Consider the following 23,269-nt stretch of genomic DNA (forward strand, 5'->3'; position numbering starts at 1 on the left):
AAAGACCGAAGTCTTCCGCATCCGCTATCAAGCGCCCACACTTATCGGTTGTTTGTTTGTTAAAGAACTGGCCGCGGCTCGCTTTGCTTACCGCGTCGCTGCGTTTGCTGCAGCGAAGGAACGAGACTATAAAGAATTATCTGCGTTTCATCAATACTTTTTTAATCTTTTCTTGCTCGGGCAAGTTTCGCTCTGCCTATTACTCACCTTCCCCACTAGCAGCCCCGCGAACTCTACCGCCCTGCCCTGAAGCTGAGCCTCCTGCCGCGAAGGGAGCGAATACTAGGTCGTTCGCGCAACGCTGGCAAGTTTTTTCCAAGATTTTTTGCCCCAAGCTTTGTCGCCGCGGGATGAAGGTCACCGCACAGCACTTGTGCAATGACGATGGGGGCACCGACCGCCTGCGCGACGGGCTCCGGCCAGAGCCGAACGGCGCGGATCCCCGAGCCGAACATATTGTATGCAATAATAGAATGCAATTGCATGGTTTGACGCCCGCCATTCAGGCCACCGCCAGGCGGATTCATAGATCTGGAGACAACATGACATTCAGCACCCCCGGCATGACATCACAACACGTAGCCGCTCTTGAGCCGATCGAGAACTACCTGCAAGCCCACATCACCGGCAATGCGGAATACATGCGCAAGGCGTTCCACCCGGATGCCAGGATCATCTCGTTTCGCGAGGGAAAGTTGCACGCCTTGACCCTCGATGAGTTTTCCGCGCGCTTCCAGGGCCAGCCCGCGGCAGATGAAGCACAACGCAAGCGCTACATCACGCATTTCGACGTCACCGGCAACGCCGGCACTGCCAAGGTCGTGCTGGAGTATCCGGAAGTGACCTTCACGGACTACATGACGCTCCTGGAAATCGACGGCGTCTGGAAGATCGCCAACAAGACGTTCAGCGCAGCGCCGCCGAAAAAATAATCCGCCATCCGCCTTCACGCGGCGCTCCGCAGGCTTTACCCGCCGGCAACTCGCGCTAGCTGGCCAAGTAGCTCGAAACCAAACGCGTCGATCGCAGCGGGCTCTCAAGCCGGCCCGGGCTTGAACTTGGTGCGCGTCACCGGCGCCAGGCGCCTGGCCGTCATCAGGCGGCGCGTCGCGGTGGCCTCGGCTTGCGCACGCTCGGCCCGCCGCAGCGCCACCTCGATTTCGGCCCGTAAGCGCTCCCGCGCCACTTCCCCCTCCGCTAGCGCCTGCTGCGCCTCCACCCACCGCCGGCTGAGCGTGTCGCGCTCGGCCTGCAAGCGCACCCGCTCCTCCGCGCCCGCGACGGCCGCGTCTTGCGCCCTCACCTGCGCCGCGGCCATCCCGGAGCGCAACTCCCCCACCACCTGCTCTGCCTTCTGCCGCAGCGTGCGCTCCTGATCAATCTCGCGCAGCGCGCGGCGCTCGGTGGCGCTGGCCCGTTCCTGCGCCACCGCGACCTGCTCGTGGGTGCGCTCCAGGTCCGTCGAGAACTGTGCATGCATTTCGCCCAAGTGGCGCTCGAGCGCCTCGATCTGGCGCTTGCCCTCCTCTTGGCGCGCCCGCGCGGCTGCGTGGGCCTGGCGCTCGGCTTCCAGTTCCCCTTGTAGCGCCACACGCGCTTGCCGGGCGGCGCCGAGTTCAGCTTGCACGACGGCTTTCTCCTGCTCGGCCACCACCAGAGCGGCCCGCGCCTGGTCGCGTTGCGCTTCGGCCTCGCTCGCCTGGTGTCGGGCCTCCACGCGCAGCGATGCCAGTTCGCCGGCGGCAGCCTCGTTGGCGGCTTGCCAGATCGACTGCACGGCATCGGCGGCGATCTGCTTGAGTGCGTCCGGCAACTCGGGGTGGGCGATGGTCACGCGCATCTTGTCGCGCATGTCTTGCCAGAACTGCGCCAGCACCTCGGTCGGTGTGCCCATGCTGCCCTTGCGCACCAGCCCGTAGAGCTTGTTGGCGGTGGGCGTGATGCCGTAGCGGAAGAACAGCAATCCACACACCTCTCGATAGAGAGCACGTGTTTCCGGGAAGCGTTCGCGCAGTTTGACGATGTCAGCCTGCAGGATTTGCTCGTTTGCCGTGGTTTCTGGGCTAGTGGTCATGAGTTTTGGAGAGGTTCCGGCAATTTATAAATATTACTACGTAATACGTAATATTTCATGAATAAACAGGCAATCCTTAGACATAACTGTTGTTCTGTCTATAATTACGCCTAATTTGAGAACGAGACTCACGCCTCACCCATGGAATCCAGCCAACTGCCCCTCGCCACCCTGCCGGCCACCCCGATCGAGCGCTTGCGCGTGCCCGCCGAGCTATCCGGCGCCGCCGGCACCAACAGGGCGCGCGGCGGCACCCCGCAGATCTCGGCCGCGGAGGATTTGGCCGCGGTGACTGCCTGGCTGGCGCGCTATGCCGACACGCCCACTACCCTGCAAACCTATCGGCGCGAGGTAGAGCGGCTACTGCTATGGGCCGTGATGCAGCATGGCAAGCCGCTGTCGTCGCTGACCCATGAGGATTTACTGGTGTACGAACGCTTCCTGGCCGACCCGCAGCCAGCCTGGCGCTGGGTGATGGCGTCGCGCAAGAAACTAGCGCGTGGTGCGCCCGAGTGGCGGCCGTTTGCCGGGCCGCTCTCCCCAGTCAGTGCGCGGCACACCATGGTGATCCTCAATGGCTTGTTCGCCTGGCTGGTCGACGCGGGCTACCTGGCCGGCAACCCACTGTCGCTGGCGCGCAGCCGGCGCAGCCTGCCCAAGCCGCGTATTACCCGCTACCTGAGCCACGACATGTGGCAAGCGGTCAAGGACGCCACCGCTGCCATGCCGGTCGAGACCGAGCGCGACCGCCTGCACGCGGCGCGTTGCCGTTGGCTGCTGACCGTGCTGTATCTCGGTGGCTTGCGTGCAGCGGAAGTGGCCAGCACGCGCATGGGGGCTTTTTTCTGTCGGCGCGACAGCCAGGGCCTGGAGCGGTGGTGGATAGAGGTGACAGGCAAGGGCAACAAGACGCGGCTAGTGCCGGCCACCGATGAGCTAATGGCGGAGCTGGCGCGTTACCGCAACGCCCACGGTCTGCCGTCTGCGCCAAGCCCCGGCGAGGATCGCCCCATTGTGCTGCCCGTGATCGGGCGCGAGCGCGCCCTGTCGCGTGGCGCGCTGCATTTGGTGCTCAAGGAGATCTTCGGGCTGGCGGCAGAGCAGTTGCGCGCGCGCGGCCCCGAATGGGCAAGCCGTGCCGAGGTGCTGGCCGGCGCCTCGGCACACTGGCTGCGCCACACGGCCGGGTCGCATATGACGGATCGGCAGGTCGACCTGCGCTTCGTGCGGGACAATTTCGGGCACGCGTCCATCGCCACAACCAGCGCATACCTGCATGCGGAAGACGATGCGCGGCACCAGGCCACGCAGGAGCGCCACCGGCTGGGCTGGGGCACAAAGCAGGATCAATGACCATGCACATCAAGGGGTAGCTAGAATGCGCATCGCCGATGGACAAGCAAAAATGAAAAAAGCGGGCCGCGTCAAATCCTGGCATGCCGACAAGGGCTACGGCTTCATCGATATCCATGCGGACTTGAAAGACATCTTCTTTCACATCACCGCGTTGCAGCACCGTGCCGTCCAGCCCAAGGCTGGCGACCGCGTGACGTTTGAACTAGGCAAGGACAAGGACGGCCGCATGCGAGCCACTAGCGTCTCGATACTGGGCGCGCCGAAGGGGCGAAGCCAGGTGAGCCGGCCAAACCTGTTGCCTGCCTTCCTGGCGGCAGCGGCGCTGATGGCCATTGCGGGCGGCGCCCTTAGCGGATACCTGCCACGATATGCAGGCCTCGTCAGCCTTGTGATGAGTGCCGTTGCGTTCCTTGCCTACGTGCTCGACAAGAACAGCGCCAAACACGATGCTTGGCGCACGCCCGAGGCCAGGCTGCACTTCCTGGCGCTGTGCGGAGGCTGGCCGGGCGCGCTTGCCGCGCAGCACCTGCTGCGCCACAAGAATCGGAAGCAAGAGTTCCAGCTGGTTTTCTGGGGCACCGTTGCCTTGAACCTTGGCGCCCTCGTCATGTGGAAGACGTACTTGCCTGGCTGAAATAGCAAAGGGGGCTACGGCTTTTAACTTTGCCGTAACCCCCTTCGACCAGCCTTCGCCCGGCACGCGCCGGGGCAGAACCCTGATTAGCCTTCCTTCAGGAACGCCTTCAGATGGTCCGCGCGGCTGGGATGGCGCATCTTCTTCATCGCCTTGCTTTCGATCTGGCGAATCCGTTCGCGCGTCACATCGAACTGCTTGCCGACTTCTTCCAGCGTGTAGTCGGTCGACATGTCGATGCCAAAACGCATGCGCAGCACCTTGGCCTCGCGCGGCGTCAGGTCGTCGAGCATCTCGCGCACAGTGGCGCGCAGGCTAGCGTGCAACGCGGCTTCGGCGGGGGACGCGGTGTCGGAGTCGGCAATCATGTCGCCCAGGCTCGTGTCACCGTCTTCGCCAACCGGCGTTTCCATCGAAACCGGTTCCTTCGCGATCTTCATGATCGAGCGGACCTTCTCTTCGGGCATCTCCATGCGCTCGGCCAGAGCAGCGGGATCCGCAGCCTTGCCGGTGCGCTGCATGATTTCGCGCGAGATCCGGTTGAGCTTGTTGATCGTCTCGATCATGTGCACCGGCACCCGGATGGTCCGGGCCTGGTCGGCGATCGCGCGCGTCACGGCCTGGCGAACCCACCAGGTTGCATAGGTGGAGAATTTCCAGCCGCGGCGGTACTCGAACTTGTCGACCGCCTTCATCAAGCCAATGTTGCCTTCCTGGATCAGGTCCAGGAACTGCATGCCGCGGTTCACGTACTTCTTGGCGATCGAGATGACCAGGCGCAGGTTGGCCTGCGTCATCTCGTGCTTGGCCTGGCGCATCTGCCGCTCGGCTGCCAGCATCTGGCGATTCACCAGCTTCAGTTCCGACAGCGGCAGCACCACGCGGGCGTGGATGTCGATCAGCTTTTGCTGATGCGCTTCGAGGTCCGGCAAGCTGCGGGAAACGGAGTCACTGTACGAACGCGACTCGCCGGCGATCGCACGGCCCCAGGCGAGATTGGTCTCGTTGCCCGGAAAGCGTTCGATGAACTCCTCACGGGGCATGCCGCAACGCTCGACCATCAGTTGCAGGATCTGGCGCTCGACCACGCGTACTTCTTCCACCACCGTCTGCACATCGGCGCACAGGCGCTCGATGGTCTTTGCGGTAAAGCGGATCGACTTGAGCTCCTCCCGAACCGCGAGCTGTGCCACGAGGAAGCCTTCGGACTCCACGCCGTGGGCGGTGTAGGCCTTGCGCATGGCTTCGAAATGATTGGCCACGCGAGCGAAGCGGGTCAGGCAATCGTCACGCAGCTTGGCCAGGCTGGCGGTTTCGTTGGCTTGCGCGGCCGCACCTTCGTCGACGGGCTCGTCCGAGGCGCTCTCATCCTCGGCGACGACTTCGTCGCGGCTGGTGTCTTCCTCGGCTTCGGCGACTTCGCCTTCCCCTTCGATCAGGCCGTCGACGAGCTCATCGATACGCGTTTCGTCGCGGGCGACCCGCTCCGACAGCTCAAGAATCGTCGCAATGGTGGACGGGCAGGCAGCGATGGCATGCACCATGCGGTTCAGGCCGTCCTCGATGCGCTTGGCGATCTCGACTTCCTGCTTGCGGGTCAGCAGCGTTGCCGAGCTCATTTCCCGCATGTACATCCGCACCGGATCGGTGGTGCGGCCAAATTCCGAGTCAACCGTCGAGAGCGCAACTTCCGCCTCTTCATCGGCCTGGTCGTCAGATGCGGCGACCGCGCTGTCGCGCAGCAGCAGCGCTTCAGCGTCCGGCGTCTGCTCATAGATCGTCACGCCCATTTCGGCGAACGTGCTGACGATGCTCTCCATCGCCGCGGTGTCCGTGAAATTGCCCTGCAAATGGTCGCTGATGTCCGCGTGCGTCAGGTAGCCTCGCTCCCTGCCCAACTGGATCAGCGCGCGCAGCTGCTGGCTGCGTTCCGTTGCTTCGGTTGCGGGATCAGCTTGAGTCGTGGACGCCGCACCCCTGCCGACAGGCTTTTTGCCGGTCAATGCTGTCTTTGTTTCTGCCACCGTCCGTTGTGCGCCACTCGCCATTAACTGCTGCTCCCTTGCTGAATTACTTCTTAACTGTTGCTGTTGCCCGTACGAGGGTACACCCAACGCACCTCTGGCTGTCAAAGCCGTCACAGGATGGGTACCTGTCGAGAGATGCATGGCTGACGCCACCACTACCGGGTTCTTCCAGTATGGTGGTCCGCGCTCGTTTAGGCCAAAGGGCGATATTCTACATTCGTTGGTGCGACGCAGCACGTGCTAAAAGTTTTTTACCGCATCGCCGAGGCCCTTCAACCCCTCTTAAATTTGCGTTGCCATGTCACTCCATGCTAGGCAATAGCCCTATTTTCACGCACAAACCGGGAGAATTACCCGCAATATGTGACGCAAAGATTCCATATGACCTCATCGGGCCTTGTGACCGAAAGCACCGTCAGGATTTACATACAGATTTGTTTTTTTCTTGCCAGCCAGGCTACCGGGCCCGGAAAGGCCGGCTTCTTCCCTTAATGGGGCGGGTGCCGATTTCCCCGGCCGTGCATCCGGCTTGATGTCCTCCAGCCCTTGCGCCCATGCCGCCAGCATCCGCTTGGCGATTTCCCGGAACTCCGGGTACCGGCCAGCGCACTCAGCTACCATCGGCAGCACTTTTCGAACCGCCTCGGTCACCTGCGCCGCGCACGCCGCCATGTCGGTCCGGGACAGCGACAACCGGGCACCCCCGTATTGGGTCAACCACTGCCCGGATGCCCAGGTCCGCTTGCCGGCCAACGGCAGCCCCGGAATATCTGCCTGGTACTCGGGGTAGGCCGTCACCGTGACAACGTCGTAAACCGGCGCCAGCCGCACGTCCTCTACGGAGGTATAGACCACTGCGAAGTTTTTCAAGTGCGCGTCTGCATTGCGCAGCGCATAGTTCACGAGCAGCAGCGTAAACAGCCGCCTCGCGCTGTCCTTGCGATGCGGGGCACTGATGTAAATCGACGACAGTTTGGCCAGGTCCTCAAGGCTGCCTTTGTACTTATTGACGGGATCCAGCCCCTTGAGTGCGCAGAAATCCTCGACCGCCAGGCGGCCCCCGTTGGCCAGCCGGTCGAAACGCCGGATGGCCAGCACCTCCCCGTCCTCCGAGAGTTGTGTCTCGGGGACCTCCAGGCCCGCATGCCGCGCGACCTCCAGGCACAGGAATTCATTGACAGACAGGCCGGGCAAGTCGGCCGGACCGGTTTTCAGGATGAACTCATCGGTCCAGGCCGTGGCTTTGTCCTCTGGCCTGGCAAGCAGCTTCGGCATGACGCCAGAGACACCATCGGTAATACCGGCTTCCAGCTGCCGCAACAGGTTGTCCCGTGAGCCTGTTGCGGCAAGCAGGCTCGCCATGTCCAGGTTGGAGGCGGGGGCGTCCACCGATACGCCACGGGGCACCACCCTGACCCTGCCGATTCCGTTCGCGCCGGTCAGTGCCAACAGGCCCTGGTCGCTCACGTCGGCATGGGCGCCAAGTTTTCGGCGCACCAGGTCTTTTTTGTACCCTTCAGGCAGGTTCATCTGAAAAAAAGGCAGCAATCCGGCAGCCCATTTATATGACTCTGCCCGCGCTGGGAGCAGGAGTGAGACGAGGTTGTGCGCCTGTACGTCTGGCAGGTAGGTGAAAACGCTCGCGCGCGCCTCTTCGACCAGCGTGCCCACTGGCGTTGCATTCACGTAGACGTCCAGTACCTTAGCGCTCATCCGCCCTCCCCGTGGCTGCCTGGGGCTTGCTATGGGCATGCCTGACCCGCCGGCGGAGGTCTCCCGCAGCGGCATTGCCTGTTTCGGACTCTGCCAGCACGTCGTCAAGGGTCCTTCGGTGGCCGGCGGGCCGTGCGAGCAGCTCAAGCCCGACGGCTTCAAACAGGCTCAGCAGCTTCACGGCGCCCAGCTCCGGCAAGCCGCCGGTCTCGAACCGGCTGATCCGCGCACGCGGCACCCCGCTGGCGTCCGCGACTTCCTGTTGGGTTTTGTTGGCAAGAAGCCTGGCGTGCTTAAAGGCCTCCCCCAGTTCGGCGAGATTCATATGCCACCTATAAAACATTAAGCCTTGAAATACATCTAATGTACTGTATACGAAACAGAAGAATGGATCAAGATAATGTTCTGCATATAGAACAATAACTGCTATTTCCCTATTAATGTTCTATATATGGAACATTAATAGGGCTGCATAGGCACGGTATTTAAGCGGTTAGACTGCATACCTGTCGAACCACCAGCCACCCCATCCCTTAGCCAGAGACATGCACCTGATCGACATTGGCGTGAACTTTCACTCGTCTCAGATTGCCCCGCACACCGCCGTGATCCTGGAGCGCGCTACAGCAGCGGGCGTGGTCGGCATCCTTGCCACCGGCACCTCGCTGGAATCAAGCCGAAAGGCACGCGACCTGGCCAGCCGGCATCCCCATTTCCTCTTTGCCACGGCCGGCATCCACCCGCACACCGCCAAGGACTGGTCGCCAGCGGTCCTGCAGTCCCTCCAGGCGCTTTGGGAGAGCCCTGATGTGGTGGCAATCGGGGAATGCGGGCTGGACTACAACCGCAACTTCTCTACGCCAGCCGACCAGCGCCACGCCTTCGAGGCACAACTCGAAGCGGCGGTGCGCTGGAAGAAGCCGCTGTTCCTTCATTGCCGGGACGCCTTCGACGATTTCTACGCCATGGTCGCACCCGCCGTGCGCGCGGGCGCCCACGGCGTGGTGCACTGCTTCACCGGCGCAACCGATGAGGCAGCCGCTTTCGTAGCGCTAGGCCTGGACATCGGCATCACCGGCTGGGTCACGGATATCAAGCGCGGCCAGGCGCTGCGGGAGGCCGTGCAAGCCATCCCGCTCGAGCACCTGCACCTGGAGACGGACGCGCCCTATCTCGGCCCGAAAAACCACAAGAACCGGCGGCCTTACAACGAGCCCGCCAATCTTCCCTGGATCGCGCAAGCGGTCGCCGAGCTGAAGGGGCTGAGCATGCGCGAAGTGGCGGATCAGTGCACCCGCAACAGCCGCCGCTTGTTTGGCATTCCGGCCTGATGCGCTCCGCCCCACACCAGTCACTTCAAGCTTTGCGCCTGAACGTGCCCGCATTACACTGGAACCCGCCCATAGCCGGGCGAGTCCAAAAGACCTTCGCCCGGCCAGTCTTGTGTCTCCAACCGATCCATGATGGCTTGGGCCGACCCATCAATCGAAGAACAATCAAGAAAGGCCCACCGATGGTGACCGAAACCGGCCAGAACCTGCTCCTGCGCCCGCTGGAGCGCAGCCATCTGCATTTCGTCCACAGCCTCAACAACGACGCCAAGATCATGCGTTACTGGTTCGAGGAGCCGTACGAGACCTTCACCGAGCTGTCGCAGCTATATGACCGCCACGTGCACGACCAGCGCGAGCGCCGCTTTATCTGCGAGAACCTGGAAGGCGAGGCCGTCGGCCTGGTCGAGCTGATGGAGTTGAACCATATCCACCGGCGCGGCGAGTTCCAGATCATCGTGGCACCCGCCAGCCAGGGCCGCGGCTATGCCAGCACGGCCACGCGGCTTGCCATGGACTACGCCTTCATGGTGCTGAACCTCCACAAGCTGTTCCTGATCGTGGACGTGCAGAACGAAAAGGCGATCCACATCTACGAGAAATGCGGCTTCCAGCGTGAGGGCGAGCTGCGGGAAGAATTCTTCAGCTATGGCGCGTATCACAACGCACTGCGCATGTGCGCCTTCCAGCGCGACTACCTCGCGTCGCGACCACGGCAGCGCTGAACAACCGCTGCCGCCTCCACATCAGCCAGCCAACTCGCCCACCGCCCTCCACGCCTGATCAATGGCGGACGTCAACGACGGGCTGCCCGCGCTATCGCTATTGGCGATCACCACATTGCCAGCGCGGGCGCGCGAGCGATCCAGCACGGCCTGCGCCGCCGCTTCTTCCTCGAACAAGCTGTTGGGCATATAGCTGTAACCGTGTGCCCAACGGTTGACGGTGATGCCCCGGATGACGTCCTTGCCGGCAAAGCCGCCTGGCGCCAGCATGCGATCGAGCTGGCTGCGCACGCCCTTCTCCAGTTCGCTGAACGGCGTACCCAGCAAGAAGGCGCGCCCCGCGCGAAAGCGCTCGCGCGCCTGCATGCCGCTGTCCGGCACGGTGGGCACATAGAGCATATGCAGCACCACCGGATCTGCCGGACGCGCGCCGGCTGGCTTCTCCAGCCACAGGTCGGTGTAGGCCATGGCCGGCGCGTGGATGCGGCTGGTCTTGAGCGCCTCGAAGGCACGCCAGTTGTCCAGCGCCACCTTGGTGTAGACCACGGGCGCCTTCACGTCGGCGCGCAAAGCTTGCTTTTGCGCGTCCGGCAGGCCGGGCATGATGAACGGGATCATCATGTTGTAGCCTGCCAGCACTACATGCGCGGCTTCGACCCGGTGCAGGTTCCCATTCCAGCCGTAGGTCACGCGCGTGATGCGCTGGTCGGGCTCGATGGCGATGGCTGTGCTGTTCAGCCGCACCCTCACCCTTGCATCTTCGGCATCGAGCCGGCTGTAGTCGAAGCTGGCCGCGCCGATGGCATCGGGGCTGGCGATGCTTGCCACGCCCGGGATCAGGTTCTGCACCAGCAGCCGCGCCAGCGTGGCGTTGCCGTCGGCAAACCAGAGCTTTGACGCGGGCGACTTGCCAAGGCGCGGATTCAGGCTGGGCGGTGGCATGTTCTTGCCCGCCGGCAGGCCAATGGCCAGCGCGTCGAACACGGATACGCCGTCGGCGTCGAGCGCATAGGCATCGTTGCTGCGGCTGCGGAAAAAGCGCTGTCCATCCAGCCCCAGGCCGGCCTTCTCGCGCAGGAACGCCGCGTAGCTGGTGCGCTTCAGGTAGGCCAGCCGCTCGCTTTCGCTCATGCCGGCCAGGTAATCCGTGCCGCCGTCGGCCAGCCGCGCCAGCGCAGCGCGGTCTTGCTGGGGCAACGGCGCCTTGTCGAGGAAGGCTTTGAAGGCGGCGGCATCCACAGGCTGCGTGCCTATCCCCTGTGCGGCTATCCCCTGCGCAGCTATCCCATTACGGCCATCGATCAGCCCCGCAAACGGATCGCCGGCAAGCAACTGGTCCCGGCCGAAATGCTCCTGGTCGAAGAACACCGAGCGGCCCATGCCCAGCTCGCGGTATGGGTCGCGTTCGGCGGCTTGATGGCGCTTTGCGTCTACACCGAGGCCGGCCAGCAGCGTGGCCACCGCGCGGCTGTCCAGCGCGGTCGATGGCATCTCGGCGCTGCCGCCGTACGTCACCAGTTTCTGCCCGCGCACGGTGAACTCGTTGCGCTTGGCGTGCCCGCCGAAATCGTCGTGGTTGTCCAGGATCAGGATGCGCTTGCCGGCGCCAAAGCGGCGCTGGTAGAACCACGCTGCTGCCAGCCCGCTGAGTCCGCCACCCACCACCACCAGGTCGTAGACTTCGCGCGCCATGACGGCGGGATACTTGGCGCCCTCACGCGCCAGGCTGTGCGCGAGCGTATAGGTGCCCGCATGGTTGCCGCGCAGCCCGGTCAGCGCGGGCGGGTAGCCGGCACCGCGTTCGGCGGCCTGCAAAAGCTGGGACGGCGCCAGCCCCGCGGCAATGGTGAGCGCGGCGCCGTTAAGGAAATCTCTGCGCGTGATGGTCATGGCAATAGGATTCGCTTGAAGTAGGTGGCGCGCGGGCTCAACGGGATTCGGCGGTGTCGCGCTGGCGCCCGAGCGCGGCGCGGCGGGCGGCGACAGTCGCTTCCTTGACCGGGCTGGCCTGGTTGCCCCAGCCTGTGCGGATAAAGGTCAGCACATTCGCCAGTTCCTGGTTGTCCAGCGTCCAGCCATAGCCGGGCATGTGGTAATCGGTGGCCGCGGTGCCCACGTGCGCTGTCACGGCGCCATCGAGCAGCAGGTTGGCCAGCGAGGACGGATCGGGATCCACCACGGTGGGATTGCCCGCCAGCGGTGGGAAAACGCGGGCAAAGCCCTTGCCGTTGGCACCGTGGCAAGGCATGCAGAACTCGGCGTACTGGCGCGCGCCGGTAGCATCGAAACGGCCCTGCGCAAGCGTGTCGGCGGTATTGGCGTCATAGGCATACGGCGTTTCATCGCTGCGCGCGCCGGGCACGGACTTGAGGTACACCGCAACGGCGTCCAGGTCCGGGCGCGTCATGAACTGCGTGGACGACGCAATCACCTCGGACATCGGCCCGAAGGAAGTCGCATGCGCATTGCGGCCGGTATGCAGGTATTCGGCAATGTCCTCGCGCGACCAGCTGCCCAGCCCGGTGCGCGGATCGCCGCGCAGGTTGGTGGAGGCCCAGCCTTCCACACTGGCGCCGGCCAGGAAGTGCCGGCTGCGCTCGTCCAGTCCCTTCTCGGCCATCAGCATGCCGCGCGGCGTGTGGCATGCGCCGCAGTGGGCCACCGCCTGGACCAGATAAGCCCCGCGATTCCACGCGACGCTCTGACCCGCATTGGCAGGAACCGGGCCAGACTCCAGGAACAGCCAGTTCCAGACGCGCAGCAGCCAGCGCATGCCAAACGGCCAGCGCATCTCGGGCTCGGCGGTTTGTTGCCGCACGGCTTTCACTTCGGTGCGCAGATAAGCGTATAGCGCCTGCACATCCGGCTCGGCGAGCTTGGCGTAGGACGGGTAAGGCATGGCTGGATACAGCCGCTTGCCATGCCTGACCACGCCCTCGCGCAGCGCGCGGTCGAATTCCTCGAACGAGTAAGCGCCAATGCCACTGTCCACGTCCGGCGTGATGTTGGTCGAGTAGACGGTGCCAACGCCGGTCTTCAACGGCAAGCCGCCGGCAAACGGCGCGCCACCGGCGCTGGTGTGGCAGGCCGCGCAATTGGCAACCTTGGCCAAGTAGCGGCCGCGCTCGATCTGCGCGGCACCGGGGGCGTCAGCTGCCGCCGCGAAGCATGGCGCCAGCAATAGGACAGCAAAGGCAACGGTAGCGGAAAACCGCCTTGTGGCAAGGCTCATGGGGCTGATTATCGTTTTAAGCGCCGCGATGGCATTCAGTACGGCGAGCGTGCACAGCCCGCACGCGGCGGGCTGTACTTCGTGGTTGCGGGCCTGGATGGCCCCTTGGGCATGGGAGGAATTGGCGGGCTCGCGGCTCAGGCGTGGGTCACCGCCCAGTGCGCCAGCGACACGAGCAGCAGCACCAGCCCCGCCGCCAGCGCCACCCCCGTCAGGATCAACGGCACTGGCCGCACGGCCTGCAGGTCGCGCATATGTTCCTGGCCCTTGCGCAGGCCAAAGAATCCCCACAACACCGTCAGCACCAATCTCAAGGGGTTCATTTCGCTCTTCCTTACATGCTTGCCAACCGCCGCGTGACCTTGCGGCGCTTTGGCTTTTGGTAGTTACGGGGGATTATGGCGTTGGCTGGCAAGGAATAACAGAATCAGATCTGCGATAATTTTGCGTATCAGTTTGAGCGCCTGAGACTGCGCTCATCGCTACGCCACGGCAACGCCCCCTGCCCCCATGAAGCGCTATGAAGAACTGGCGGAAACGCTGGCCAAGGACATCCGCAACGGTAACCTGCCGCCCGGCACCAAGATGCCGTCGATCCGCAAGACCGTGACCCAGTTCGGCGTGAGCCCCGCCACCGCGTTCCAGGCTTACTACCGGCTGGAGGAGCGTGGCTTGGTGCGGGCACGCGAGCGCTCCGGCTACTACGTGACCGGCCAGGTCGGCCGGCCGCTGCCGCAACCGGCTGTGCGGCCCTCGCACCAGGTCTCGACCGACGTTGATATTTCCAAGCTGGTTTTCTCTGTGCTGGACGCGGCGCGCGATCCCCAGCTCATCCAGCTTGGTTCGGCCTTCCCTTCGCCCGAGCTGTACCCCTGGGAGCGGCTGGGCAAATCGCTGGCCCGGGCTGGGCGCGAGCTCGATCCCTGGTATTCCGTCAACGACATGCCCGCCGGGCACCTCGCCCTGCGCCAGCAGATCGGCCTGCGCTACCTCGGCGCGGGCGCGCCGCAGCCCACCGACGAGATCATCGTCACCAACGGTGCGCTGGAAGCGCTGAATCTGTGCCTGATGGCGGTGACCCAGCCCGGCGACGTGGTGGCGATCGAGTCCCCCGGCTTCTATGCCGCGCTGCAGGCGCTGGAGCGGCTGCGCCTGCGGGCAGTGGAGATCCCGGTGGATCCGCGCGAAGGCATCGACCTGGACGCACTGGATGCCGCGCTCCAGCGCCATCCGATCAAGGCCTGCTGGTTCATGACGCAGTTCCAGAATCCAATGGGCGCGAGCATGTCCGAAGCCAGGAAGCAGGCGCTGGTAGCCTTGCTGGCGCGCCACCACGTACCGCTGATCGAGGATGACGTCTATGGCGAGCTGTATTTCGGCAATCGCTGCCCTCTGCCCGCCAAGGCCTTCGACCAGGAAGGGCTGGTCATGCACTGCAGCTCGTTTTCCAAGACGCTGGCGCCCGGATTCCGGGTGGGCTGGGTGGCCCCCGGGCGGTATGGCGAGGCAATCAAGCGGCTGCGGCTGATGACCACGCTGTCGGCGGGCGTGCCCACGCAGGTGGCGCTGGCCGAGTACCTGCAGAACGGCGGCTACGACAAGCACCTGCGGCGCCTGCGCCATCTGCTGGAGATGCAGCAGGGCCAGCTGATCGCGGCCATCGGCCGGCACTTCCCGGAGAACGTGCGGGTCTCGCAGCCCGCCGGCGGGTACTTCCTGTGGGTGGAGTTTGCGGCCGGATTCGATGCGCTGGCGCTGCATCGCGCGGCGCTGGAACATGGCATCGGCATTGCGCCTGGCCCGATCTTTTCAGCGCGCCAAGGCTATCGCAACTGCATCCGGCTGAACTATGGCCACCTGTGGAGCGATGCCGTGGAAGCCGCCGTGGCCAAGCTGGGCGAGCTGGCGAAGGCGCAATTGCAATAGGGCGCGTCAGGCTACCGTCCCGCCCCGGGCATGCCTGCCCAGATACCATTCGCCCAGCTCGAAGCCGGCCTGCACCAGCAGCGCAAGCACCGCGGCCGGGATGGCGCCAGCCATCAGCAGCACATGGTCGTTCAGCGCCAGCCCGGTGGCGATGCGCTCGCCATAGCCGCCGGCACCGACAAAGGCGGCAATGGTGGCGGTGCCCACGCTGATGATGGCGGCGGTCTTGATGCCGGCCAGCAGCACCGGCATCGACAGCGGCAGCTCCACATAGCGCAGCACCTGGCCGGGCGTGAAGCCCAGGGCGCGCGCTGCCTCGCGCATGCCGGCTGGCACCTGCTGCAAGCCGGTCAGCGTGTTGCGCACGATGGGCAGCAGTGCATAGAGGAACAGCGCCACCATCGCCGGCCAGACGCCGATGCGCCCCAGCAGCGGGATCAGCATCGCCAGCAGGGCCAGCGACGGCACGGTCTGCAGCACGCTCACCGTGGCCATCAGCACTTGCCCCAGCCGCTGCCGGCGCGCGGCGACGATGCCAAGCGGCACGCCCAGCAAGCTGGCCGCGCCAACCGCGCCCAGCACCAGGGCCAGGTGGCGGCAGGTCAGCCGCAAGGTATCGCGCCCGAACAAGGTGCCAGCAAGGCCCGCCCGCGCGCTTGCCGTTGCATCCGCCACGCTGGCGTTGCCATGCGCCAGGAAGGCCCGCGCCACGGCGGCAAAGGATTGCCCATCCAGTTCCGCTGCGGCATTCATGGCGATCATGTCCGCCGCGCTCACCTTGCCGGCCAGCCCCGTCAATGCCCGCCACGCGGCCGGGAAGCGCTGTGGCAGGTCCAGGCGGTACAGCACCACGGCGTCATAGCGGGGAAAGTAGTGGCGGTCGTCCGTCAGCACGCGCAGGCCGTATTTGCGGATCTTCGCATCGGTGGAGTAGATATCGATGGCGTCGACCTGCCCGTTGGCCAGGGCTTCGTAGGCCACGCCGTGGTCCAGCCCCAGGGGCCGCTGGGGCAAGCCGTAGCGCTGCGCCAGCCCGGGCCAGCCGTCCGCCCGGCCCAGGAATTCATGCGACAGCCCGAGGCGCAGTTGCGGTTGCGCGGCCAGGTCGCCGAGCGCCGCCAGCCCGAGTTGCCGGGCCTTGTGCTCCTCCATGGCAAGCGCATAGGTGTTCTCGAAGCCAAGCGGAATCCCTGCCGCCAGGCCCAGCGGCGCCAGCGCCTGGTTGATCTGCGCCAGGCTGGCGCCGGCGGGCAACTTGAGGATTTCACTGGAAACGGTGCCGGTGTAATCGGGATAGAGGTCGATGCTGCCGGCCTTGAGTGCCTCGAACACGATCGCCGTATTACCAAGGCCGGGCGTGTGCTGCGCACTGGCTTGGGCCGCGGCGGTCTGGGTGAGCACCTCCCCGAGGATGTAGGACTCGGTAAAGCGCTTGGAGCCGACCCGCAGGGTATCGGCGCAGGCCGTGCCGGCTGTGGCCAGCAGCGACAAACCGGCCAACGCCCAGCACAGGAGCAAGGCCAGCCAAGGCTCGGTACGGCGGGGGATTCCGGGTTGCAAGGTCAAATGAAGCGTTCTCCTGAGCATGGTGCGTGGCACGCGGACTGCTGGGCCGGTTCATCACATGATACGTGCATGGCCGCGACGGCGACGCCGGCGCGCACCCACTTTGTGCCGCATGAGCACATACGAAAATAGTATTTGCAATCCGAATGCTAGCGGGGCGAGAATCCACAAAACACATACATAGCATCAGCAACTCGGGCCCCCATGGAAATCCGGCAACTGGAAGCCTTCGCGGCAGTCATGACCAGCGGCAGCGTGACCGCCGCCGGGCGCCTGCTGGGGCGCTCCCAGCCGGCCATCACGCGCCTGATCCAGGAGCTGGAAAGCGAGATCGGCTTTGCCCTGTTCGCCCGCAGCGGGCCGCGCGTCAGCCCGACCGAGCGCGGCTTCCTGCTGTACGAGGACGTGGAGCACGCGCTGGTTGGCCTGCAGCAGATCCGCGCCCGCGCCGCCGAAATCGCCCGCGAGGAAAACCGCTCGCTGCAGATCGCGGCCACGCCGGCCCTGGCGGCTGGGTTATTGCCCCTGGCCCTGGCCGGCCACCAGCCGGACCATGCGACGGCCGGGGCAGCCCACGCCAGCCACATCCATATCAATAGCGCCTCCCCCGAAAAAGTCGTGCATTCGGTGCTGACCGGCGCGGCCGAGATCGGCCTGACCAGCCTGCCGCTGGAGCATCGCGGCGTCACCGTGCACTGGATCGGACAAGCTGCCTGCGTGGCTGCGGTGCGTGCCGACGATCCCCTGGCGGCGCTGGCTACGATTCCGCTGTCCGCCTGCAGCGGCCGGCGCATCGTCACCATGCAGAATCCCTACCGGCTGCGCCGCCGCCTGGACGAGGCGTTTGCCCGCGCCGGGGTGGAGCCGGCCGCGCTGATCGACACCAACTCCTCGCTCAATGCGCTCACCGCCGTGCGCGCCGGGCTGGGCATTGCCGTGCTGGAGCCAGTGACCGCGCGCGGCGTGCCGCTGGCCGATATCGTGGTGCGCCCGATCGATGCCGACATTCCCTTTTACTTTGGCGTGATCACCCCGCAGGCCAGGCCGGCCAGCGCGGCGGTGCTGGCGCTGATCGACACGCTGGCCGACGCGGCCCGCGCACTGCTGCCGGATTTCGCCCAACGCGGCCCGGAACAGCACGGCGCGCTGCTGCAAGCACTGTATGGCGACGCCACCGCCACCGAGCCGGCCGCCGGCACGCCCTACGACACGGAACACACCGACCTATGAACTCGCCCGCTGACACCTTCCCGGCCGCCGCCGCCAACGCCGCCGGCCTTGCCGCCCTGGAAGCGCGCCTGCGCCAGGACCTGTCCTGGCTGGAACTCCCGGCCAAAAGCTGGACCGTGGCGCGCACGCATGACGGCGAGCCAGTGCTGGACGTTGCCGTGATCGGCGGCGGCATGGCCGGCATGGCCGCGGCGGCTACGCTCAAGCACCTGGGCATCAACGCGCGCATCTTCGATCGTTCGCCGGAAGGCTTCGAAGGCCCTTGGGCCACCACCGCGCGCATGGAAACGCTGCGCTCGCCCAAGCAACTCACCGGCCCCGCGCTCGGCCTGCCCGCCCTGACCTTCCGCGCCTGGTTCGAGGCGCAGTTTGGCACCAACGCCTGGGAAGCGCTGGACAAGATCCCGCGCCTGCAATGGATGGATTACCTGCGCTGGTACCGCCGGGTGCTGGACCTGGATGTGCGCAACGAACATGTGGTCGAGCGTGTGGTGCCCCGCCCCGATGGCCTGGTGGCACTGGAAATCCGCTCGCCCGCCGGCGCGCTCAGCGTGCTGGCACGCCGCGTGGTGCTGGCCACCGGCCGCGACGGCCTGGGCGGCGCGCATGTGCCGCCCTTCGCGCAAGACCTGCCGCGCTCGCGCTGGGCGCACTCGAGCGATGTGTTCGACTACAACACCTTGCGTGGCAAGCGCGTGGGCGTGATCGGCGCCGGCGCGTCGGCCATGGACAGTGCCGCCACCGCGCTGGAAGCGGGCGCGGCCAGCGTGGACCTGCTGATCCGGCGCGCCGACATCCCGCGCGTCAACAAGGGCAAGGGCGCGGGCAACCCCGGCCTCACGCACGGCCACCCGAGCCTGCCGGATGACTGGAAATGGCGCATCCGCCACTACATCAACGCGCAGCAGGTGCCACCGCCGCGCGGCAGCACGCTGCGCGTCTCCCGGCACGAGAACGCGCGCTTCAACCTCGCCTGCCCCATCGAGCGCATCGAACAGGCCGGCGACGCGCTGCTGGTGCATACGCCCAAGGGCGCGTTCGAGCTGGATTTCCTGATCTTCTCCACGGGCTTTCGCATCGCGCTGGAAACGCGCGAGGAGTTCGGTGCCTTCGCCCGCCATATCCGCTATTGGCGTGACCGCTACACGCCGGCCGCGGGCCAGGAAGACCAGGAACTGTCGGACTCGCCGGACCTTGGCCCGGCCTTCGAATTCCTGGAGAAGACGACGCACGCATGCCCCGGCCTGTCGCGCATCCACTGCTTCTGCTATCCGGCGGCGCTGACGCACGGCACGGTATCGGGCGACATCCCCGCCATCAGCGACGGCGCCAGGCGCCTCGGCCAAGGCATCGCCGCGCTGCTTTACCAGGAAGACGTGGCGCTGCACTACGCCAATATGGAAGCCTTCGACGAGCCCGAGGTGTTCGGCGATGAGTGGGTCCCCGCCGGGCCACCCCCGGCGCTGCCCAGCGACGCGGCGAACGCATCATGAGCCGCTGGCCGATCCGATGGCTGGCCAGGCGGCTGGCGCAATCGCTGCTGGTAGTGCTGGCGATGACGGTGATCGTGTTCGCCGGCCTGCACGCGATCGGCAACCCGGTCGATATCCTGATCGGCCAGGACGTGGACCAGGTCGAGCGCGCGCGCATCATTGCCAGGCTAGGGCTGGACCAGCCACTCTGGCGCCAGTATCTCGCCTTCCTGCAAGGTGCCCTGCACGGCAACCTGGGCAACAGCTTTGTCTATAACGTGCCCGCCATCGAGCTGATCCTGCAGCGGCTGCCCGCCACGCTGGAGCTTGCCGTGGCGGCGCTGCTGCTGGCGGTGCTGGTGGGCGTGCCCTGCGGCCTCTTTGCCGGGCTGTATCCGGAGCATCCGGTGTCGCGCTTGCTGATGACCGGCAGCATCGTCGGCTTCTCGCTGCCGACCTTCTGGGTCGGGCTGATGCTGATCATGGCCTTCAGCGTGCGGCTGGGCTGGCTGCCCTCGGGCGGGCGCGGCGCCACCGCCGAGTGGCTGGGCGTGCCGTGGTCGTGGCTGACCACCGACGGCCTGCGCCACCTGATCCTGCCGGCCATCAACCTGTCGCTGTTCAAGGTGTCGCTGGTGCTGCGGCTGACCCGCGCCGGCGTGCGCGAGGTGCTGCCGCAGGACTGGGTCAAGTTCGCGCGCGCCAAGGGCTTGTCGCCGATCCGCGTGGTGCTGGGCCATGTGCTGCGCAACACGATGATTCCGCTGGTCACCGTGCTGGGGCTGGAGTTCGGCTCGACCATCGCATTTGCCGTGGTGACCGAGAGCATCTTCGCCTGGCCCGGCGCCGGCAAACTGATCCTCGACAGCATCAACGCGCTCGACCGCCCGGTGATCGTTTCCTACCTGATCGTGGTGGTGTGCCTGTTTGTCACGCTGAACCTGATCGTGGACATTCTCTACAAGCTGCTCGACCCGCGCGTGCGGCTGGAGGCCGCCACATGAGCGCCATCGACAACCCCGCCACAGCCGCTCCGGCGGCGCCCCAGGCGCTGCGCCGCGAATCGCCGTGGCGCCGCATGGCGGCGGATTTCTTCGCCTCGCGCACCGCCGTGTTTGGCCTGGTGCTGTTGGGGACCCTGGTGCTGGCCGCGGTCTTCGCCCCGCTGGTCACCCCGCAGAATCCGTATGACCTGCTCCAGCTCGACGTCATGGACGCGCGCCTCGCGCCCGGCACGCCGAGCGGCACCGGCACCTACAGCTACTGGCTCGGCACCGACGGCCAGGGGCGCGACATCTTCTCGGGCATCCTCTACGGCCTGCGCATCAGCCTGAGCGTGGGCGTGGGGTCAGCGCTGATCGCCGGCGTCATTGGCACCCTGCTCGGCCTGCTGGCCGCCTATGCCGGCGGCCGCGTGGACAGCATGATCATGCGCACCGTGGACCTGCTGCTGTCGTTCCCGTCGATCCTGGTCGCGATGATGATCCTGGCCTTCCTCGGCAAGGGCGTGACCAATGTGGTGCTCACGCTCGTGATCCTGGAGTGGGCCTACTACGCCCGCGCCGCGCGCGGCCAGGCGCTGGTGGAAAGCCGGCGCGAGTACGTGGAGGCGGCGCGCGGCCAGGGCATTTCCAACTGGCGCATCGTGGTGGGCCATATCTTGCCGAACTGCCTGCCGCCGCTGATCGTGATTGCCTCGCTGCAGGTGGCACGTGCCATCACGCTGGAGGCCACGCTGTCGTTCCTTGGCCTGGGCGTGCCGGTGACCGAGCCCTCGCTGGGCCTGCTGATTGCCAACGGCTACCAGTTCATGCTGTCCGACGAGTACTGGATCAGCTTCTTCCCCGGCATCGCGCTGCTGGTCACGGTGGTGGCCATCAACCTGGTGGGCGACCGCCTGCGCGACGTGCTCAACCCGAGGTTGCAGAAATGACGGCGCCGGACATCAACAACGCCGTGCCGACGCTGGAGGTCCGCCACCTGCGCACGCACTTCGAAACCCGCGCCGGCGTGCTGCCGGCAGTCGACGACGTCTCCTTCACGGTGCCGCGCGGGCGCATTCTCGGGCTGGTGGGCGAATCCGGCTCCGGCAAATCGGTCACGGGGTTTTCCATCATGGGCCTGGTGGATCCGCCGGGACGCGTTATCGGCGGCGAGATCCTGTTCCAGGGACGCGAGCTGACCGGCATGCGGCCTGCGGAACTGCGCCAGTTGCAGGGCAACCGCATCGCGATGATCTTCCAGGATCCGATGATGACACTCAACCCGGTGATGCGGGTGGACGCCCAGATGATCGAGGCGGTGCGCGCGCATAGCCCGGCGAGCCACAAGCAGGCGCGCGAACTGGCGCGCGACACGCTGGGCATGATGGGCATCCCCAGCCCGGAGGAGCGCCTGCGCGCCTATCCGCACCAGCTCTCCGGCGGCATGCGCCAGCGCGTGGCGATTGCCATCGCCATGCTGCACCGGCCCGACCTGATCATTGCCGACGAGCCCACCACCGCGCTGGACGTCACCATCCAGGCGCAGATCCTGTCCGAGGTGCAGAAGCTGGCGCGCCAGCATGGCACCGCGCTGATCTGGATCACGCACGACCTGTCCGTGGTGGCCGGGCTGGCCGATGAGGTCGCCGTGATGTACGCCGGGCGCATCGTCGAGCAAGGGCCGGTCGATGCCGTGCTGGACCATCCACTGCACCCCTACACCGCCGGCCTGATCGGCAGCTTGCCCAGCCTGAACAAGCGCGGCCAGCGGCTGCGCCAGATTCCCGGCATGACGCCCAACCTGCTGACGATGCCGCCCGGCTGCGCCTTCGCGGCGCGCTGCCCGCGCGTCTCCGAGGCGTGCGCGCAGGCGCCTGCCATCACCTCGCCGCAAGGCATGCGCCAGGTGCGCTGCTTCCATCCGGGCCAACCGGCCATTGCCGCGGAGTTCGCATGAAGCCGACTGAACACGCTGCCGGCGAGCAGCCGCAATTGCCCGCCCTGATCGATGCCCGCGCTCTCGCCAAGCGCTTTGGCGAGCAGCATCCCGGCCGCATTGGCCGCGCGCTGCAGCGCATGGGCTGGTCGGTGCCCGCGCCGGTCACGCACGCCGTGGACGGCGTGGACCTGCAGATCCGCCGTGGCGAAGTGGTCGGCCTGGTCGGCGAATCCGGCTGCGGCAAGTCCACGCTTGGCCGCATGGTGGCCGGCCTGCTGCAACCCTCGGCGGGGGAAATCCGGGTGGACGGCCAGAGCATCGAGGGCCTGGACGCCAGCGCCCGCCGCGCACTGCGGCTTAAGATCCAGATGGTGTTCCAGGATCCGTACGCCAGCCTCAACCCGCGCCTGCGCGTGGACCGCATCGTCGGAGAAGGCGCGCGCCTGCACGGCCTGGTGGATGCGGCCGGCTTCGACGACTATGTCAGTGCCCAACTGGAGCGCGCCGGGCTGGACCCGGCCCTGCGCCAGCGCTACCCGCATCAGTTCAGCGGCGGGCAGCGCCAGCGCATCGGCATTGCACGCGCGCTGGCGGTGCAGCCGGAACTGCTGGTGTGCGACGAAGCGGTGGCCGCGCTGGACGTGTCGATCCAGGCGCAGGTGCTCAACCTGTTCATGGACCTGCGCGAACAGCTTGGCCTGACCTATCTCTTTATCAGCCATGACCTTGGCGTGGTCGAGCATGTATCGGACCGCGTGGTCATCATGTACCTGGGCCGCGTGGTGGAAAGCGCGCCGACGGAAGAAATCTTCCGGCAGCCCAACCACCCGTACACACAGGCGCTGCTGGCGGAAATCCCGCGCCTGGACTCGCGCCACAAGACCTTCACCGCCATCAAAGGCGAGATCCCCAGCCCGCTGGCGCCGCCACCGGGCTGCCACTTCCATCCGCGCTGCCCGCATGCCATGGCGCGCTGCCGGACCGAGGTGCCGCGCCTGCGCGGCATCGCCGTGAACCATCTCAGCGCCTGCCACCTGAACGAGGCTGGCTAACGGTTGGCC

General features: G+C 65.9%; 21 protein-coding genes. 13 read left to right on the forward strand and 8 right to left on the reverse strand.

Annotated features, from left to right (window positions below; genetic code table 11):
- Both AC1RQK_RS28435 and AC1RQK_RS28440 read left to right on the forward strand, forming a co-directional pair.
- Positions 1-250, forward strand: a 250-nt coding sequence (locus tag AC1RQK_RS28435) for a hypothetical protein (RefSeq protein WP_492812553.1), incomplete at its 5' end; no start/stop codon positions are given.
- Positions 251-542: 292 nt separating this feature from the next.
- On the forward strand, positions 543-932 hold the full coding sequence (locus AC1RQK_RS28440) for a nuclear transport factor 2 family protein (protein WP_416048614.1): 390 nt from the start codon (positions 543-545) through the stop codon (positions 930-932).
- A gap of 104 nt (positions 933-1,036) precedes the next feature.
- Here the strand turns inward: AC1RQK_RS28440 and AC1RQK_RS28445 are convergent, their stop codons facing one another.
- On the reverse strand, positions 1,037-2,074 hold the full coding sequence (locus AC1RQK_RS28445; RefSeq protein WP_492374827.1) for a DNA-binding protein: 1,038 nt from the start codon (positions 2,072-2,074) through the stop codon (positions 1,037-1,039).
- A gap of 141 nt (positions 2,075-2,215) precedes the next feature.
- Here AC1RQK_RS28445 and AC1RQK_RS28450 point away from each other — a divergent pair, with 141 nt between their 5' ends.
- Positions 2,216-3,427 carry a tyrosine-type recombinase/integrase gene (locus AC1RQK_RS28450; protein WP_492812555.1) on the forward strand — a complete coding sequence of 404 codons (1,212 nt, stop codon included), beginning with the start codon at positions 2,216-2,218 and terminating at the stop codon, positions 3,425-3,427.
- A 52-nt stretch (positions 3,428-3,479) separates the two neighbouring features.
- Positions 3,480-4,064: a DUF1294 domain-containing protein gene (locus AC1RQK_RS28455; protein WP_492374829.1), complete on the forward strand. Its 585-nt coding sequence runs from the start codon at positions 3,480-3,482 to the stop codon at positions 4,062-4,064.
- An 86-nt stretch (positions 4,065-4,150) separates the two neighbouring features.
- Here the strand turns inward: AC1RQK_RS28455 and rpoD are convergent, their stop codons facing one another.
- The 3 genes from rpoD to AC1RQK_RS28470 form a co-directional block, all read right to left on the reverse strand.
- On the reverse strand, positions 4,151-6,112 hold the full coding sequence (gene rpoD, locus AC1RQK_RS28460; RefSeq protein ID WP_253932086.1) for an RNA polymerase sigma factor RpoD: 1,962 nt from the start codon (positions 6,110-6,112) through the stop codon (positions 4,151-4,153).
- A gap of 366 nt (positions 6,113-6,478) precedes the next feature.
- Positions 6,479-7,804: a type II toxin-antitoxin system HipA family toxin gene (locus tag AC1RQK_RS28465; RefSeq protein ID WP_492812558.1), complete on the reverse strand. Its 1,326-nt coding sequence runs from the start codon at positions 7,802-7,804 to the stop codon at positions 6,479-6,481.
- Complete coding sequence (locus AC1RQK_RS28470) at positions 7,794-8,129, reverse strand: helix-turn-helix domain-containing protein (protein ID WP_492374831.1); 336 nt, start codon at positions 8,127-8,129, stop codon at positions 7,794-7,796. Before AC1RQK_RS28470 ends, AC1RQK_RS28465 begins: the two co-directional genes overlap by 11 nt.
- 220 nt (positions 8,130-8,349) lie before the next feature.
- Between AC1RQK_RS28470 and AC1RQK_RS28475 the strand changes: the two genes are divergently transcribed.
- Together AC1RQK_RS28475 and speG are read left to right on the forward strand one after the other, a co-directional pair.
- The gene (locus tag AC1RQK_RS28475) at positions 8,350-9,135 is read left to right on the forward strand and encodes a TatD family hydrolase (RefSeq protein ID WP_492374832.1); all 786 of its coding nucleotides are present in this window, start codon (positions 8,350-8,352) and stop codon (positions 9,133-9,135) included.
- 182 nt (positions 9,136-9,317) lie between these two features.
- On the forward strand, positions 9,318-9,860 hold the full coding sequence (gene speG / locus AC1RQK_RS28480) for a spermidine N1-acetyltransferase (protein ID WP_150990208.1): 543 nt from the start codon (positions 9,318-9,320) through the stop codon (positions 9,858-9,860).
- A gap of 21 nt (positions 9,861-9,881) precedes the next feature.
- On the opposite strand, the gene AC1RQK_RS28485 is transcribed toward speG, so the two are convergent.
- The 3 genes from AC1RQK_RS28485 to AC1RQK_RS28495 all read right to left on the reverse strand — a co-directional run bounded on the left by AC1RQK_RS28485 (position 9,882) and on the right by AC1RQK_RS28495 (position 13,415).
- Entirely contained in the window at positions 9,882-11,750 is a 1,869-nt protein-coding gene (locus AC1RQK_RS28485; protein ID WP_492812560.1) for a flavin monoamine oxidase family protein, read from the reverse strand.
- Between the two features lie 37 nt (positions 11,751-11,787).
- Entirely contained in the window at positions 11,788-13,092 is a 1,305-nt protein-coding gene (locus tag AC1RQK_RS28490) for a cytochrome c (RefSeq protein ID WP_492812562.1), read from the reverse strand.
- Positions 13,093-13,229: 137 nt separating this feature from the next.
- A complete protein-coding gene (locus AC1RQK_RS28495; RefSeq protein WP_150990214.1) occupies positions 13,230-13,415 on the reverse strand; it encodes a DUF2970 domain-containing protein in 186 nt (61 codons plus the stop codon).
- Positions 13,416-13,602: 187 nt separating this feature from the next.
- Here AC1RQK_RS28495 and AC1RQK_RS28500 point away from each other — a divergent pair, with 187 nt between their 5' ends.
- Complete coding sequence (locus tag AC1RQK_RS28500; RefSeq protein ID WP_492374835.1) at positions 13,603-15,018, forward strand: aminotransferase-like domain-containing protein; 1,416 nt, start codon at positions 13,603-13,605, stop codon at positions 15,016-15,018.
- 6 nt (positions 15,019-15,024) lie between these two features.
- On the opposite strand, the gene AC1RQK_RS28505 is transcribed toward AC1RQK_RS28500, so the two are convergent.
- A complete protein-coding gene (locus AC1RQK_RS28505) occupies positions 15,025-16,530 on the reverse strand; it encodes a glycine betaine ABC transporter substrate-binding protein (RefSeq protein ID WP_492374856.1) in 1,506 nt (501 codons plus the stop codon).
- Positions 16,531-16,788: 258 nt separating this feature from the next.
- Here AC1RQK_RS28505 and AC1RQK_RS28510 point away from each other — a divergent pair, with 258 nt between their 5' ends.
- The 6 genes from AC1RQK_RS28510 to AC1RQK_RS28535 are packed head-to-tail and all read left to right on the forward strand — an operon-like array spanning position 16,789 to position 23,260.
- Positions 16,789-17,814, forward strand: coding sequence for a LysR family transcriptional regulator (locus AC1RQK_RS28510; RefSeq protein ID WP_492812565.1), 1,026 nt, complete (start codon positions 16,789-16,791; stop codon positions 17,812-17,814).
- Complete coding sequence (locus AC1RQK_RS28515; protein ID WP_492812567.1) at positions 17,811-19,307, forward strand: NAD(P)-binding domain-containing protein; 1,497 nt, start codon at positions 17,811-17,813, stop codon at positions 19,305-19,307. The genes AC1RQK_RS28510 and AC1RQK_RS28515 overlap by 4 nt, the downstream gene beginning before the upstream one ends.
- Positions 19,304-20,290, forward strand: a complete 987-nt coding sequence (locus AC1RQK_RS28520; RefSeq protein WP_492812569.1) for an ABC transporter permease — start codon at positions 19,304-19,306, stop codon at positions 20,288-20,290. The genes AC1RQK_RS28515 and AC1RQK_RS28520 overlap by 4 nt, the downstream gene beginning before the upstream one ends.
- Entirely contained in the window at positions 20,287-21,219 is a 933-nt protein-coding gene (locus tag AC1RQK_RS28525) for an ABC transporter permease (RefSeq protein WP_492812570.1), read from the forward strand. Before AC1RQK_RS28520 ends, AC1RQK_RS28525 begins: the two co-directional genes overlap by 4 nt.
- Positions 21,216-22,226, forward strand: coding sequence for an ABC transporter ATP-binding protein (locus tag AC1RQK_RS28530; RefSeq protein ID WP_492812572.1), 1,011 nt, complete (start codon positions 21,216-21,218; stop codon positions 22,224-22,226). The genes AC1RQK_RS28525 and AC1RQK_RS28530 overlap by 4 nt, the downstream gene beginning before the upstream one ends.
- Positions 22,223-23,260, forward strand: coding sequence for an ABC transporter ATP-binding protein (locus AC1RQK_RS28535; RefSeq protein WP_492812574.1), 1,038 nt, complete (start codon positions 22,223-22,225; stop codon positions 23,258-23,260). Before AC1RQK_RS28530 ends, AC1RQK_RS28535 begins: the two co-directional genes overlap by 4 nt.
- Positions 23,261-23,269 lie beyond the last annotated feature (9 nt).

This window comes from Cupriavidus sp. GW822-FHT02D05 (assembly GCF_058802485.1).

Coding starts and splice junctions, on each gene's coding strand:
- AC1RQK_RS28440 (WP_416048614.1), top strand. CDS start 543: ATGACATTCAGCACCCCCGGCATGACATCACAACACGTAGCCGCTCTT.
- AC1RQK_RS28445 (WP_492374827.1), bottom strand. CDS start 2,074: ATGACCACTAGCCCAGAAACCACGGCAAACGAGCAAATCCTGCAGGCT.
- AC1RQK_RS28450 (WP_492812555.1), top strand. CDS start 2,216: ATGGAATCCAGCCAACTGCCCCTCGCCACCCTGCCGGCCACCCCGATC.
- AC1RQK_RS28455 (WP_492374829.1), top strand. CDS start 3,480: ATGAAAAAAGCGGGCCGCGTCAAATCCTGGCATGCCGACAAGGGCTAC.
- rpoD (WP_253932086.1), bottom strand. CDS start 6,112: ATGGCGAGTGGCGCACAACGGACGGTGGCAGAAACAAAGACAGCATTG.
- AC1RQK_RS28465 (WP_492812558.1), bottom strand. CDS start 7,804: ATGAGCGCTAAGGTACTGGACGTCTACGTGAATGCAACGCCAGTGGGC.
- AC1RQK_RS28470 (WP_492374831.1), bottom strand. CDS start 8,129: ATGAATCTCGCCGAACTGGGGGAGGCCTTTAAGCACGCCAGGCTTCTT.
- AC1RQK_RS28475 (WP_492374832.1), top strand. CDS start 8,350: ATGCACCTGATCGACATTGGCGTGAACTTTCACTCGTCTCAGATTGCC.
- speG (WP_150990208.1), top strand. CDS start 9,318: ATGGTGACCGAAACCGGCCAGAACCTGCTCCTGCGCCCGCTGGAGCGC.
- AC1RQK_RS28485 (WP_492812560.1), bottom strand. CDS start 11,750: ATGACCATCACGCGCAGAGATTTCCTTAACGGCGCCGCGCTCACCATT.
- AC1RQK_RS28490 (WP_492812562.1), bottom strand. CDS start 13,092: ATGAGCCTTGCCACAAGGCGGTTTTCCGCTACCGTTGCCTTTGCTGTC.
- AC1RQK_RS28495 (WP_150990214.1), bottom strand. CDS start 13,415: ATGAACCCCTTGAGATTGGTGCTGACGGTGTTGTGGGGATTCTTTGGC.
- AC1RQK_RS28500 (WP_492374835.1), top strand. CDS start 13,603: ATGAAGCGCTATGAAGAACTGGCGGAAACGCTGGCCAAGGACATCCGC.
- AC1RQK_RS28510 (WP_492812565.1), top strand. CDS start 16,789: ATGGAAATCCGGCAACTGGAAGCCTTCGCGGCAGTCATGACCAGCGGC.
- AC1RQK_RS28515 (WP_492812567.1), top strand. CDS start 17,811: ATGAACTCGCCCGCTGACACCTTCCCGGCCGCCGCCGCCAACGCCGCC.
- AC1RQK_RS28520 (WP_492812569.1), top strand. CDS start 19,304: ATGAGCCGCTGGCCGATCCGATGGCTGGCCAGGCGGCTGGCGCAATCG.
- AC1RQK_RS28525 (WP_492812570.1), top strand. CDS start 20,287: ATGAGCGCCATCGACAACCCCGCCACAGCCGCTCCGGCGGCGCCCCAG.
- AC1RQK_RS28530 (WP_492812572.1), top strand. CDS start 21,216: ATGACGGCGCCGGACATCAACAACGCCGTGCCGACGCTGGAGGTCCGC.
- AC1RQK_RS28535 (WP_492812574.1), top strand. CDS start 22,223: ATGAAGCCGACTGAACACGCTGCCGGCGAGCAGCCGCAATTGCCCGCC.